Origin of the sequence: Neobacillus sp. B4I6 (genome assembly GCF_050434045.1) — a bacterium.
Classification (GTDB): Bacteria; Bacillota; Bacilli; order Bacillales; family Cytobacillaceae; genus Neobacillus.
Window position 1 is genome coordinate 2985837 of sequence record NZ_JBNPWB010000002.1, and the last position, 14487, is coordinate 3000323.

General features: G+C 37.5%; 10 protein-coding genes. 1 reads left to right on the plus strand and 9 read right to left on the minus strand.

Annotated features, from left to right (window positions below):
• Positions 1-39: 39 nt before the first annotated feature.
• The 5 genes from QF028_RS16780 to QF028_RS16800 all read right to left on the minus strand — a co-directional run bounded on the left by QF028_RS16780 (position 40) and on the right by QF028_RS16800 (position 9215).
• Positions 40-2010 carry a family 43 glycosylhydrolase gene (locus QF028_RS16780; RefSeq protein ID WP_429467068.1) on the minus strand — a complete coding sequence of 657 codons (1971 nt, stop codon included), beginning with the start codon at positions 2008-2010 and terminating at the stop codon, positions 40-42.
• A gap of 323 nt (positions 2011-2333) precedes the next feature.
• Positions 2334-4217, minus strand: a complete 1884-nt coding sequence (locus QF028_RS16785; protein ID WP_429467070.1) for a substrate-binding domain-containing protein — start codon at positions 4215-4217, stop codon at positions 2334-2336.
• On the minus strand, positions 4217-5422 hold the full coding sequence (locus QF028_RS16790) for a response regulator transcription factor (RefSeq protein ID WP_429467072.1): 1206 nt from the start codon (positions 5420-5422) through the stop codon (positions 4217-4219). The genes QF028_RS16785 and QF028_RS16790 overlap by 1 nt, the downstream gene beginning before the upstream one ends.
• Positions 5423-5463: 41 nt before the next feature.
• Positions 5464-7230: a cache domain-containing sensor histidine kinase gene (locus tag QF028_RS16795; RefSeq protein ID WP_429472390.1), complete on the minus strand. Its 1767-nt coding sequence runs from the start codon at positions 7228-7230 to the stop codon at positions 5464-5466.
• Positions 7231-7760: 530 nt separating this feature from the next.
• Positions 7761-9215, minus strand: coding sequence for a DHA2 family efflux MFS transporter permease subunit (locus QF028_RS16800; RefSeq protein ID WP_429467074.1), 1455 nt, complete (start codon positions 9213-9215; stop codon positions 7761-7763).
• A gap of 274 nt (positions 9216-9489) precedes the next feature.
• On the opposite strand from QF028_RS16800, the gene QF028_RS16805 reads away from it, so the two are divergent.
• A complete protein-coding gene (locus tag QF028_RS16805) occupies positions 9490-10089 on the plus strand; it encodes a TetR-like C-terminal domain-containing protein (RefSeq protein ID WP_429467076.1) in 600 nt (199 codons plus the stop codon).
• 153 nt (positions 10090-10242) lie between these two features.
• Here QF028_RS16805 and QF028_RS16810 read toward each other — a convergent pair whose 3' ends face one another.
• The 4 genes from QF028_RS16810 to QF028_RS16825 all read right to left on the minus strand — a co-directional run bounded on the left by QF028_RS16810 (position 10243) and on the right by QF028_RS16825 (position 14398).
• The gene (locus QF028_RS16810; protein ID WP_429467078.1) at positions 10243-10947 is read right to left on the minus strand and encodes a DUF421 domain-containing protein; all 705 of its coding nucleotides are present in this window, start codon (positions 10945-10947) and stop codon (positions 10243-10245) included.
• A gap of 407 nt (positions 10948-11354) precedes the next feature.
• Positions 11355-12389 carry an electron transfer flavoprotein subunit alpha/FixB family protein gene (locus tag QF028_RS16815; protein WP_429467080.1) on the minus strand — a complete coding sequence of 345 codons (1035 nt, stop codon included), beginning with the start codon at positions 12387-12389 and terminating at the stop codon, positions 11355-11357.
• On the minus strand, positions 12390-13217 hold the full coding sequence (locus QF028_RS16820) for an electron transfer flavoprotein subunit beta/FixA family protein (RefSeq protein WP_098932255.1): 828 nt from the start codon (positions 13215-13217) through the stop codon (positions 12390-12392).
• Positions 13218-13501: 284 nt separating this feature from the next.
• Positions 13502-14398, minus strand: a complete 897-nt coding sequence (locus QF028_RS16825) for a LysR family transcriptional regulator (RefSeq protein WP_429467082.1) — start codon at positions 14396-14398, stop codon at positions 13502-13504.
• Positions 14399-14487 lie beyond the last annotated feature (89 nt).

Sequence of the window (14487 nt, forward strand, 5' to 3'; positions counted from 1 at the left end):
AACTAGTGCTTAGATACCTAGTTAAGTATTTCAAGATATTCATTGATTTTGTGGTCCGGTCTTATATTGGAAGCTGGTATTCACTATTTCACTTAAGTCTGCAGCACCGAGACTGACATCATATTTACCAGCTGCATGATTCGAAAGTGTAAAGACATAACTGAATTTACCGTCGTCTTCCGTGGTAATTTGATCAAGATAATCCAATTTACCATTTGGCGCTGTAACTCTAACGGCTACATCCAGCCCTTTTTTCTTGGTCAAATAGCCTTCGATTAGAACTTTTCTATTATTCACAGATATTTTTAAATCCTTTATAGTTGTAGGCATCTGTTTTTCTACAGTAATAGTAGCCGAATCAGCGAATTGTCCTTCGTCGGTTGTAGCAATAATATCAGCCTTACCCGGAGATTTCGCAGCAATTGTAACGGTTGTCTTTCCATCTTCAGGATTATAAGTAGAATTAGAAATGGATACGACATTAGGATCACTGGATGTAAAAGTCACTTTTTGATTAAGTACACTACTTGGTAATACAACAGCAGACAAACTGCTTTCATTATTTTGTTGCAGTGTAAGACTATCAATATTCAGTTGGACATCCTTTACATTTGCTTCTGACATCTTAAAAGTTGCATTCTCTTTATCTCCTTCGGTATTCACTTGCTCTAACTTCAATAAGTAATCCTTTTGCTTAATAAATAAATTCGGGAAGTTATATGACTGAAAGGAAGCCCAGTTTGGATCCGAAAAACCAGGCACCTTTTTAAATGTGGCATCAGCTTTGAATAAATCAGTACCGTCATTTTTTACGAGTGCGAGGTCATTATTACTATGTCTTAAATAGAATCCTGGCTTATTCACAGACTGAATGGAAGCATACTCCTCTCCTGAATTCGCTAGTCCAGGGACTATCTGCCATCTGGCATCAAAATTTGAAATATTTAATACGTCTAAAGGATCAATCCGTGCATCATTGTTATAGTGCCTAATATAGCGGTCTAGGAAACTGTACGACTGCAGCTTCTGTCCTTCACCATCCAAGCCTGTGGAAGTAGGGACAACTTTTTTTATTGTGCCGTCGGGATTGTAGTATAATCGATCAATTGAGACTGAGCGTCTGTATGAACTTCCAGTTGGCAAAGCAGCGGTATGATAAATAATGTACGACTTTCCTTTGAAATCAATAATGGATTGATGACTAGTATTACTATTCTTTTTATCATTAGGGTCTGAGGTGAACGGATCCATAAGCATTCCCTTATATTCCCATGGACCGGTAGGGCTCTCACTCATTGCATAAGCTAGTCCTTCTGGCCAATTATGAGCAAATGATAAATAATATTTGCCATTCCGTTTATGAATCCACGGAGCTTCTGTGAAACCACCTTTCAAGTTATTGATGGTAACCTTTTGAATATCTCCGTCTAGCTCGATCATGTTCGGTTTGAGCTTTGCATAGTATGGATACGAATTTCCCCAGTATAGGTACCCCTGTCCGTTATCATCCACCAATACTGTAGGATCAATATCATCCCATGAAATGTTAGAGGTCGTCATTTGATTGGTAATCAATGGCTTTCCAAGTGCGTCCTTAAACCCTTCAGTTGGACTTTGGGAGGTAGCTACACCAATACAATATCCACTACCGTCCTTATTATTAGTGGCTACATACCAATAAAAGGTACCGTCTCTCTCGATTACTTGACTCGCCCATGCGGCATCTTCCCTTGCCCATGAGAAGGTATCCTTGACGCTAAGTGAACCTTCTTGTTTCCAATTCTCCATATCAGTTGAAGAATAAATGACCCATTCTGGCATGTAATAAAAATTTCCACCCGCACTCGCTTCATCGTGTCCTGCATAGAGATAAACCTTGTCACCCTGAACGAGCGCAGCCGGGTCTCCGGTGAACTTATCCTTAATGATAGGGTTATCCGCATAGGCTGCAGTTGAAAAGGATGATAATAGTAGTGTTGATAACATAATTTTCGAAACTACTTTTTTCATAGGGTTGTGTAATACCTCCTTAAAAAATAATATTTAAACGCTTTCATATGTGAGAGTATATCAAATCAGTTGTAGACAATCTTTATAAAAATCTACGATATTTTATAAAATACAACACATTATTTTTATAGCAAAATTTTATCAATAGAAACTTTGCTTACTAGTTTAACTAAGTATACAAAAAAGAAAAATAGACCTTAAAACCACTTTTAACGTGGTTTCAAGGTCTATTCACTAGATGTTTTAATTTTATAGAAAACTTCAAAGGTTTTTGATTTATATCTTTTTTTGTTATTTTTCGAGTTCTTTGTATAGTTCAAGAATTAATATGCCCGATTAATGAATTCCCGTTTGGCGTTGTCTTGACTAAAAATCCCTTCCTTTGTAACGATTTTGACTGGAATCTCTTTTCCTTCTTGATAATCTAATATCACTTTCATTAATTCAGGTCCTAATAATGGATTACACTCCACCGTCAAATTCAATTTACCTGAAAATAGGGCATTAAATGCTTCTTTGGTTGCATCTACTGAAATAATCAAAATATCTTTCCCAGGCCTTTTCCCAGCCTCTTCAATTGCCTCAATCGCTCCCAGTGCCATGTCATCATTATGGGAGTAAACGACCTGAATCTTATCCCCATACCTTTCCAACATCTCTTTCATGACACGTTTACCTGCCTCTTTCGTAAAATCAGCTGATTGGGAAGCGATGATGTGATAGTTTGTATTACTTTTTAGCAGTTCTTCAAATCCCCTTTTCCGATAAACCGCTGGTGAAGACCCCTGTGTTCCCTGCAATTCTACGATATTAATATCCTTCTTTACTTCTTTGGTAAATCCTAGAAGCCATCTCGCAGCTCTCCTACCCTCCTCTTGAAAATCGGAGCCAATAGAAGTCAGCCAAAGTGAATCATCATTAAAGTCCAATTCACGATCCGTCAAGATAACAGGAATTCCGGCCCGTTTAGCCTCCCTTAAAACCTCTTCATACCCGGTTTGGACAACCGGCGAAAATGCAATAACGTCTACCCGCTCCTTAATAAAGTTTCGAATAGCTTCAATTTGATTATCTATACTTTGATTCGCATTTTTAAATTTAAGATCAATGTCAAAGTCTTGGGCAGCTTTTTTAATCGAGGAGGAATTTGCCGCTCTCCAGCTGCTCTCTTTGCCCACTTGTACAAATCCTAAAACAATATGTTTTTTTAGTTTTTTAGGTTCATCAAATGTATTTTGTTTTGTTTGTACGTATTGGTCCACATTTTCTTTCGTAATTTTATTCACACGCAAAAGTATTTTTTTGGGAATACCAGATTTGCCTTGTAAAAGATCCATCGCATACTGAATTGATTCATTGCCACCAGTCCTATAGGCGAAGGTCCCCTTCAAAATGTTACGTCTAACCAAATCAAGTCCTCCATCATCACCTTCTAGTCCATCCACGCCAATGATATTAACTCCTTGAATTCCCTTTTTTTCTAATGCCCTATGTACCCCAAGAGCCATTGCATCACTATGTGCGAAGACGAAATTGATTTTGCGGTTCTTTTTTAGCCTCTCTATGACCTCATCTTCGGCTTTATCTCGATTCCAATCTGCAACTATCGTATCCACCTGGTGAATATTAGGATGATTTTCGATTATTTCATTGAAGCCCTTACTTCTTTCAATCACTGGAGGTGATTGGGAGAGTCCTTGTATTTCTACTAAATTTACTTTTTTATCTCCAGCCAGATCTGCCACCAATTGCCCGGCGTTTCTGCCAATGACCTCATTGGCTGGTCCAATAAATAAGCTATAATCATACCCGTCGATTGCTCGACCTAAGACGATAACCGGTATTTTTTTATGCACCTTAGCGATTATAGGTGTTAAACTTTTGGAATCATTAGTGGAGATAATCAACAAGTCAATCCCAAAATCAAGTAATTTATTAATATCTTGCTTCTGTTTATCAATACTATGAGCTGCATCAGTATAAATCACATGCAAATCTTTATATCGATCTGATTCACTTTTAATTTCATTATTCATAGCGACTCGCCAAGGTTCAGTTAAATTTGCCTGGGACACACCTATAACAAATTTTGTCCCTTCATTCGACTTGTGAGAAGCATGCGCTGCTTTAAAGCCAAACCATCCAAGGATTATTAAGACTAAAATTGTCATCCAATATCTTTTCTTAATCCGAAACCCGGCTTTCACTAATGCCCTACCTCCTTAACATAATTAGAAGGAGATACACCCATTACCTTTTTAAAAGCTGTACTAAAATAATGCTGAGTATTATAACCGACTTTATCCGCAATTTCATAAATTTTGTATGATGGGTTTTCCATAAATTTAATCGCATATTGAATCCTGACTTGGGTTAAGTAATCGATAAAGGAAGAACCTAATTCTTCCTTTAAAAGCCGGCTTAAATAACTTGGACTAACATTAACTTCTTGAGCTACTTCCTGGAGGGTTAAATCTTGTTTGTAGTAATGTCTCTCAATATATCTTTTAGCCAAAATAACCACTGGCATAATCATAGATTGTTCGTTAAGCTCTTTGATGAAATTACTATAAACATCTGGGATTTCGGTTGGTGGCTTTTCTACAACTTTTTTGGTTATCATTATTTTTTTACCTGTCAACTTTTCGATAACCTCTTCAAATTGGTCACATAACAGATCCATTGGCTCTAACTCTTCCGTAGGTATCATTGCTACGATATGATTGCTTTCATCCCGGAAAACAACACGTGGCTCGAAAGCATCGAGTAATTCATCGATAATGTTTTGCATGCTAAAAAACAATAGGTCCATTTCCCAAGCATCTCCGATATTTCCTTCTACAGCTATCCTGTTTGGCTTAATTACAAAAATCCCAACTTTTTCCCAATCCAGACGAAAATAGTGGAGCTGCTTATGAATTTCCTCTTCATTTAACTGCCCTTTAACCCACTTGCAGAGAAAGCTGTTTCTAACCAAATCGACATTCTCTTCCAATTGCTCATTCATCCATTGGACCAATTGATTACTTCTTCTAGATTCATTCAAATGGTTGACCGCTTTGGTAACAGTTCTTTTCAGGTCATTAGGATTAACTGGTTTTAGTAAGTATTCAAATACATTTAATCGAAGGGCCTCTTGTGCGTAAGAAAATTCATCATGTCCACTGATTATGATAATAATGGAAGAAGGCAGCTCCTTTTTCAGTTTTCCAATCAATTGCAATCCATTAAGGAAAGGCATATTGATATCCAAAAAAAGAATATCAGGCTTAACCTCCAGGGCTAATTCAAATGCAGTCTCCCCATCTTGAGCTTCACCTGCAATTTGTATATTCCATTCATCCCAATTCAGAGATTTTTTCAACCCTCTAATGATTTTAGGTTCATCATCAGCAATAAGTAATTTCAACATTTCCATTCCCCCTAATAAAATGAAAGAAAAACCTATCAGCTTTACCCCTCTCGGACGATTGGGTGCCAAATCTCTACCGTTGTTCCATTATTTTCTATGCTGTGTACGATTAAACCATAGTCATTTCCAAAAGAGAGCTTAATTCTTTCATTTACATTCAACATGCCATATCCACCCGAATCTGCACCGCCAATCATCCCTGTTTTTTGCAGACGTTGATTTAATTTTGTTATCATTTCTGGATTCATTCCATTTCCATCATCCGTTACACTTAGAAATAGCTTGTTATCAATGATCTTTACTTGAATTAATATTTTTCCTCGACCTCTCTTGGTTTTAATCGCATGATAAATCGAGTTTTCTACTAAAGGCTGCAAGATGAGTTTGAGAACAAAAAGTTCTTTAGCCTCCTCCTGTACATCGATAACATAATCAAATTTATCCTCATATCTAGTCATCTGAATAATCAGATAACTTTTTATGTGCTCAATCTCTTCTGATACCTTTATACTTTCTTTTCCCTTACTCAACCCAATCCGAAAAAGTTTTGTCAACGCATCAATCACGTCCATAATGTCCTTTGCTTGATATTCCATGGCCATCCACTTAATGGTATCAAATGTGTTGTAAAGAAAATGAGGCTTAATTTGCTCTTGCAGAACCTTTAACTCTGCCTCACGCTTTCGTTTCTCTATCAAATTAATGAGATTGAGAAGGTTTTTAATCGATTCAATCATGCTATTAAAACTGTCTCCAAGCTGCTTAATTTCATCTTCATTTTTACTTTCAAATTTATTGTCCAAGTCTCCTTGTGCTGCCTTTTTCATTAGTGAGCTAAGTTGACTGAGAGGCCTTGTAATCGACGATGTGAAAAAAGCGGCTGCAAAAATTGCCAGAATCAGCACAACCATTGCAATAATTCCAGCAGTCCATCTCATATCCTTTATAAAAGCAAGGGTTTCATTAATTGAGAAAACTCCAACAATCTTCCATCTAGTATATTCAGAGTAGTCATACATCACCTGGAAATCAGTATCTTGAATGTTTTTAATAAAACTTCCTGATTTTCTATTATTGAACCAAGAATCCTTTATACGATAAACGATTTTATTAACTGGGGTATACACTATACGAGACTGTTCATCTATAACGTATACAAATCCATGCGCACCAAAGCCCATGTTCCGGATTTCATTATTAATTGTATCAAGCTTCCAATCTATCAGAATAACTCCCAAAACCTCACCTGTTTTTTCATTTATGACCGCTTTGGTAACTGACAGCACTTCATCCGCGCTGTATTTTGGACTTGTGGTGAGGTTCCTGCCGATTGGCCTGCTTTCCAAATGAATCACAGAAGGAGCATTAGCTGCTTGCTTATACCAACTCGCATTGGTTAGAGGATCCCTTGTCGTTCTGGACATTTCATTACTTATTAACAAGTCGGACTTGTTAACTATTAAAACCCCTGCAATCTCTGGGTGTGTATCCGTATACATTTTCATCTGCGTTTTTATTTTAGATTGCAGACCAGCAGCGGACTTTTGAACGAGCAAAAAATCGCTTACATTTTCGGTCCTGCTTAAATACTCTGTAATATTTTCTAATTCCTTAATATGTGACTCAATATTTTTTTTCACTTGCTCAATATCTTTCCTCGTATGAACATTCGCTTGCTGTTCAATCTGCTTTGAATATTGATGAGCTGGTAGTGCTGTTGAGATGGTTATAGATAGTAAGATAATTGTTATAAATATACAAATAAGCTTAAAATATAAAGATTTGTTTCTAAAAAACCAATAAATGATCTATCCCTCCTGTTAATTTGAAGTAAAAAATTTATTTACAATGATGAATACCCTTTCAAAAGGATGTTATCAGTGACATTTACTGGGCTTTCCCAACAGTTATACGCATTTTATCCCGATGTATAGACTCTTGTTATGTATTATACAAAAATATAAAACAAAATAATATATTGATATTTATTGTTAAAATTTTACTTATAATTTGTTTTGATAGGATTTCATTGGAGGAGCATGTACTTAGTGGCAACAGAAGTAAAACTAACATCTATTGGAAGTTAATATTGTTAAATCGTCAGACGTAGCGGACACAATCATATCGTCGAGTATTATGACAAATTAAAAACGTATGAGGTTATTAATCTTTTTATTAAAAATGTTGACAAACTATTTGCTGGTTTAGTTTAAGAACAATGTTTCATAAACTAAAAAAACAAAAACCGTCAAGATAAATCTCGACGGTTTTAACACATTTATAAATGTACTAAATTAATACTCTATTAAACTTCTCCATACAATGGATGTTGGTTAAGTTAGGTAGTTTCCAAGCTTCTTTGTGGTACCTTTCCCAAAGTTGCTTTGGGCTCTATTTCGGAAGCTTGTTTTACCTTCTTTATAAAGAAGGAAAGTAGTAATCCGATGATGCCGATCCCAATAATGACAAGATAGGCGTCATTAATACCCTGAATGGTGGCTTCCTTAATAAGCTGCCCTTGGGTAAAGCCTTTAGCAGCTGCATTAGGAGCCATATCCTGCAGATGTGATTTCGTTCGGTCTGACATAACGGTAACGAGAAGTGAAGTTCCGACGGCACCAGCCACTTGCCGAATGGTATTGCTTATGGCTGTTCCGTGAGCACTTAACTTTTGTGGCAATTGATTCAAACCAGCCGTCTGTAAAGGCATCATCATCAAGGCCATCCCAATGCGACGCCCTGTTGACATCAGAACCAAAAAGGTATAGCTTGTCGAATCTGTCAAGTTGGTAAAGCCCATCGTTGTCAGAATGGTAATAATCATTCCGATAACAGTTAGCCATTTTGCGCCAAAGCGATCGAACAACTTCCCTGTAACTGGCATAAGGAAGCCCATTATCAGCGCACCTGGAAGAAGGAGAAGACCGGACTCAATGGCTGTGTAACCACGGATATTCTGAAGGTAAAGCGGAAGCAGCATCATATCTGCATACATCACCATCGTAACCGCGATATTGATAATGGTCGTTAAGGAGAACATATTATACTTGAATGCACGCAAGTCAAGCAGCGGATTTTGCGATTTCATCTGCTTCCATGAAAAGAGTGCTAGGGCCAAGATGCCTACTGCGATCGTACTTAGTACCTCCATGTCTGACCATCCAAGGCTTCCAGCTCGGCTGAAACCATATAGTAGGGCACCAAAACCAATGGTAGAGAGGACAACACTTAGGATATCCAGTTTTGTCTTGATACGATCAGATACATTTCGGAGAAAAATGAATCCCAGTACAATAACAACGATAGCAAATGGAATCATTCCGTAAAACATTGTTTCCCATTTGTAGTTTTCAATAATATAGCCGGCTATGGTAGGACCAATGGCTGGGGCGAAAATAATCGCAAGCCCGACCATCCCCATGGCTGCTCCTCGTTTGTTCGGAGGAAAGATGGTCAGAATGACATTCGTAAGCAGCGGCATGATGATTCCTGCACCAGCCGCCTGAATCATGCGTCCGGTCAATAATAAAGGAAATCCCGTTGCAATAGCAGAAACGATGGTCCCAGCTAGAAAGATAAACATGGACGCTTGAAAAAGCTGACGTGTGGTAAACCGCTGCATTAAGTAAGCGGTAATGGGGATCAAGACACCGTTTACCAGCATGTAACCTGTTGTTAACCACTGGGCTGTTGCAGCTGTGATTTTAAATTCAACCATTAATTCAGGAGTAGCGACGCTCATGAGTGTTTGGTTTAAGGTTGCAATGAAAGCCCCTAATATCATAATGAACATAATAGGTCCTTTTTGGGGCGAATTTGTGACAGTTTTAGGATTATTTTTCAATTCTCTCCTATCCTTTCTAACTTGAATATAGACTTTTTTTACAATGTGTTTAATAATTAACATTATATAAATTACATTATAATAAGATAGTGGGTTCTGACAACAGACAATTTCTTAAGAAGTGTAGATTAGTTATCATTCTTTTCAGTTTTGTTGTTAATGCTGAAAAGAATAGACACAACTAAAATAATTGTAAATTTTCAAATGGGAAGGGTGATTAAACATGAAGGATAATGCAACTCCACGAGTAGATCCTCGTATACTTCGTACGCGCCAATTAATCAAGGACGCTTTTATAGATTTGCTGCAGGAGATGGAAATTAATAAAATAACGGTTAATCGGATTGCGGAACGCGCAACCATCAACCGTGTTACGTTTTATCTGCATTATCATGATATACAAGACTTGATGGAGAAAATGGCACAGGAAATGGCCGAGGATATTGAGTGCATTATGCTGAGTACGACAACAAACATGAAATCCGCTGAAGAAATTGATTCATTGAAGCTTGTGAACCTGCTTGAGCATATAGCCGAGAATGCTAAATTCTATAAAGTGGTTCTTAGTTCCACACGAACGCCAATCTTTACAGAGCGGTTATTAAAAATCCTTACGAAATCAATAACAGAGAGAACGGAGATAGACGCCTTGCTCGCTACTACCGATATCCAAAGGGATATTGCTATTTGGCATGGTTCTTCAGCTCTTATCGGCACGATCGTAGCTTGGTTGCGTAAGGACCTGCCTTATACACCGCAATTTCTCGCTAAGCAGATGTATATGCTTTTTCATTTAAGTAAGGATAATAGGAAATCAATATAAAAAAGCGATTATACCAGTTGGACCTTTTTAGAAGTTGTTAACTAACTGTGATTTTCCTATGCAAACAAAAAATCCCCTTTTGACAAATTCCGGGGATTTTTTGTTCGTATATACCGAATGGTTGCCTTCCTATTCTCACTTAGCCTTTCCAAATTATTCAACATCTGTAGGTGAAGTTATTTTATCTTCATATTTGTCTACAAAAAGGTAACCACCGCTATTAACTACAGCATAATAAATTTCTTCTATTCGTAAATTTCTTCTTTTGAATTCAGCTTCAATCCACTCACGGTTATAGATGCTGGTAGCGTTCTTTTCGATGATTTTCCCGTCCATAATTAGTTCAACTGGCAGCGACTCTGATGAATTGGGCAAATTTAAATCTTTTTTTATTACATTTTGAAACGGTATCTTTTTAAGAATGGATAATTCCCCGCTCACTTCTAGTAATGCGTATTCCACTTCAAATATATTAAAGATATCCTTTTCCCTTAAAAGCTGATTAAGGTCGTCAATCGAGAATTTTACCTTTTTCATATTATTGTCTAGTAATTTTCCTTTTTCTATTAGCAGTGTTGGTTTACCAGATAACCATTTTCTAAAACTTCGGCTCCTAGAAGATAACACCATGAACAAATAAAACATTAAAACTAATACAAGAAATGAAATTAGAATTTCTTTGAACTTTAAATTCGTATCAAACCCCATGTTCGCTATAAAGGAACCAATTGTAACGGATAAGGCAAAGCTATAGTGGTTTTTATGAGAGTTAATATGCTTTCCAATAACCAGAGTAACAAGTATTAAAAGCAAAAAGCTGAAACCTGTTCTCAGAATGGGTATAAGTGTATCTTCCATTTAAATCTCCTGTTTACTGATATTGTTTAACCAACTTGTATTTGAACTCAACTATAGTATAAAACAGTAGCTAAAAAGGATTGTAAACAGCCAAATATCATTAATTATTTTTTGTCTGCACTTAAGAATGGAATTAAAGAGAATGATGGCAAAATGCAGCTTTTACCATAAAATATCCCCATTTAATTATTTTATCTTTCCAATTAGCTATTTTATTTATCCATCTATTTCAGATTTCATTAGGCTTCAATTATAGGCATATATAGGAAAAAGCCTCATGAGTGAAAATTCACCGTGAGGCTTTATTATAGAGATATTGTGAATAACAAATAATTCATTCTGGGAACTTACGTCTCCGACCTTTTTGAGAATTTCTATTTTATGTTTCTCGCCCCGGCATCATTACATCAACCTGCGCTGGTATTGCTTACCTTGTCTCTGGATAAAGCCTTTTTAAACTGTTCGATTAGTATAGGAACAATCTCAAAGGCATCGCCAACAATTCCATAATGACAGTTCTGAAAAATGGGGGCTTCTTTGTCCTTATTAATGGCAATAATTAAACCGGAATTTTTCATTCCCACAATATGTTGAATCGCACCGGAAATTCCAATTGCAAAATAAATTTTTGGCGTTACCGTCACACCGGTTTGCCCTACTTGATGAGGGTGATCGATCCAACCCGCTTCCACCACATCCCTGCTGGCACCAACCGCTCCTCCAAGAGTTTCTGCTAATTGGTGTATTAACTGAAACCCCTCGTAACTCCCTAATCCTTTTCCGCCTGCAACAATAATATCCGCTTCGTCGATTCTTACTTTCTTTACAGTTTCCTTTACAATATCCAAGACTTTTGTCCGAATATCTTCTTCCTTTAGGGATATTGTTTCTTCAACCGTCTTGCCCGTCCTCCCTGATTGAGGAGTAAGAGCTTTCATGACTTTGGCGCGTACTGTCGCCATTTGGGGTCGATATTTTTTACATAAAATGGTTGCCATAATATTTCCGCCAAAAGCCGGCCTGCTCGCTAATAGTAACCCTGTTTCCTCTTCAACATCCAGCTCCGTCGTATCCGCCGTTAAACCTGTCGGCATATCGGTGGCTACCGCACTTGCCAGGTCTTTTCCTGTTGAGGTGGCCCCGTAGAGGATAATTTCTGGTTTATATTTTTCCGTGCATTCCAGCAGCGCCTTCATGTAGGACTCGGTCCTGTAATGTTTAAAGATGGGTTGATCATATACATACACTGTATCTGCTCCGTATTCAAAAACGGTCTTCGTTAAATGTTTAACATTTTCCCCGATTAGAATACCGGCCAATTCCACTCCCCGTTTGTTTGCCAACTTTCTGCCGGCACCCAATAGTTCAAGGGATACAGAAGCCACCACTCCATCTTTTTGTTCAATGAACACCCAAACACCTTTATAATCTTGGAAATCCAATTACACTCCCTCCTTTGTTTCAAACAGTTCTTTCTTTTCAAGAAGGACTGAGAGCAATTGCTCTACTTGTGACGTTGGGTTGCCTTCAAGGAAGGTTCCCCCTGCCGGCTTTTGTGGAGCCCAAACTTTGGAAACAATCGTTGGAGATCCCTTCAAACCAAGCTGCTTCACATCAACCTCTTCCAGGTCATCAACAGACCAGATATGAGGTTTATATCTGGCAGCTTTTATCATGTTGGGAAACGGAGAATACGGCACTTCATTGATTGTTTTTTCAACGGAAAACAAACACGGCAATGTGGATCGAACGACTTCATATCCATCCTCCAACTTGCGATGGACAATGGCATATCCATCTTCTTGATTAATTTCCACTACTTTGTTCACAGAAGTCAGCGGTGGAATATCGAGCCTTCGTGCAATTCCGGGTCCGACTTGCCCGGTATCTCCATCAATGGACATTTTTCCGCAAATGATCAAATCTACGGGCTGTTGTTTTCCTATTTTTTCAATCGCCTTTGTCACGGCATAGCTCGTTGCCAATGTATCAGCTCCCGCAAACCGGCGGTCCGTGATTAAATAACCCTCATCGGCGCCTATTTCAATACACTTTTTAATTGCGGTAACCGCTGGAGGCGGCCCCATTGTTACAACAGATACGATTCCCCCATACCTATTCTTTAGACGAACCGCCTCTTCAACTGCATGTGCATCATACGGATTCAATATCGCAGGCGCCGTCCTGCGGTCCATCGTGTTTGTTTTTGGGTTCATCTTGATAATTTTGGTGTCAGGCACTTGCTTGATACAGGCTACAATATGCAGCATTTTACCCCTCCCTTTTATTTAAAAAGCACATATTTTTTTACTTTACGTAATATGAAACTTGCCGGCTGTTTTCCGGCTAAAAGCCTTTTTTCGCCCGTTTACTTTTACTTTATTAAAAGAGATGTCCATACATTCGAATTTTTTGACAAATATCTATGTAAATGTTGCCAACGAAAAGCCAAACCAAAAAAAAAACCGCACGAGTGGAGGAATCACTGTGCGGTTATGGGGGTCACTTCAGAGCTTTGTCTTTTTTATATTTTTGATTAATTTATAAAATAGAGCTATTGTAATAATTGATTTTTTAGATATTTTTCTATTAACTCAATAAATAAGTTCATAGATTTCGTATGCAATTCCACAGATTCTGTTATAACTGAAAAATTTCTTTTTATCGGTGTCCCTTTAACATTTAATACTTGAATGGTACCAAGCATTCTTTCTTTTTTTACAGTAAGTTCAGATAAGTAACTAATGCCAAGTCCGGCTTCAACTGCTTCTTTTATAAGTTGTGTACTGCCGAACTCCATTAACCTGGAAGGACGTATCTGTAATGATTGAAATAATGTTTCTGTTGCCTCTCTTGTCCCAGAACCTTCTTCACGGACAATCCAATTCTCTTGTTCTACCTGTCTCCGTGTAACTTCCTTATTGAAATAAATTGGATATTTACCCCCTGCTACGATATACATCTGGTCGGTGGAAACGGATTTTATATATATATTTCGTTGAGAAATTTCTCCCTCAACAATTCCTACATCTATCTCATGACTTGTAATTGCTTTAGCAATATCCCTTGTATTGCCAATCTGTACCGAAGGGATGATATTAGGAAATAGGTTTTTCATTCTTGCAAGTATATGTGGTAATACATACTCTCCAAAGGTATAGCTGGCGCCAATTTTTAATGGTCCTGTTGGCTCGTTATTTAATTCATTCACTAACTTCGACATTCGTTTGTATAAACCCGTTATTTCTTTAGCATGCAAATAGACTATTTCTCCTGCTTTAGTTAGCTGCACACTTTTATTTGTTCGGAGAAGTAGTTTTGCACCTACATATTTTTCCAATTGTTGAATTTGCTGGCTGACTGCAGGCTGAGTCATATGAAGCTCTTCCGCTGCTCTGGAAAAGTTTCTTTTATCAGCTACAGATATAAATACAAATAATAGTTGATCCATCTGTTCTCCTTCTTACTATCGTATTTACTTATTATAACTATAATAATCATTTATTTTCCTTATTGTAAATTATTAGTTACGATAAATTA

What these genes read in the sequence shown, in the direction of transcription:
- QF028_RS16780 (WP_429467068.1), bottom strand. Translation starts at nt 2,010, where the DNA reads ATGAAAAAAGTAGTTTCGAAAATTATGTTATCAACACTACTATTATCA.
- QF028_RS16810 (WP_429467078.1), bottom strand. Translation starts at nt 10,947, where the DNA reads ATGGAAGATACACTTATACCCATTCTGAGAACAGGTTTCAGCTTTTTG.
- QF028_RS16790 (WP_429467072.1), bottom strand. Translation starts at nt 5,422, where the DNA reads ATGTTGAAATTACTTATTGCTGATGATGAACCTAAAATCATTAGAGGG.
- QF028_RS16805 (WP_429467076.1), top strand. Translation starts at nt 9,490, where the DNA reads ATGAAGGATAATGCAACTCCACGAGTAGATCCTCGTATACTTCGTACG.
- QF028_RS16825 (WP_429467082.1), bottom strand. Translation starts at nt 14,398, where the DNA reads ATGGATCAACTATTATTTGTATTTATATCTGTAGCTGATAAAAGAAAC.
- QF028_RS16800 (WP_429467074.1), bottom strand. Translation starts at nt 9,215, where the DNA reads ATGTTCATTATGATATTAGGGGCTTTCATTGCAACCTTAAACCAAACA.
- QF028_RS16820 (WP_098932255.1), bottom strand. Translation starts at nt 13,217, where the DNA reads ATGCTGCATATTGTAGCCTGTATCAAGCAAGTGCCTGACACCAAAATT.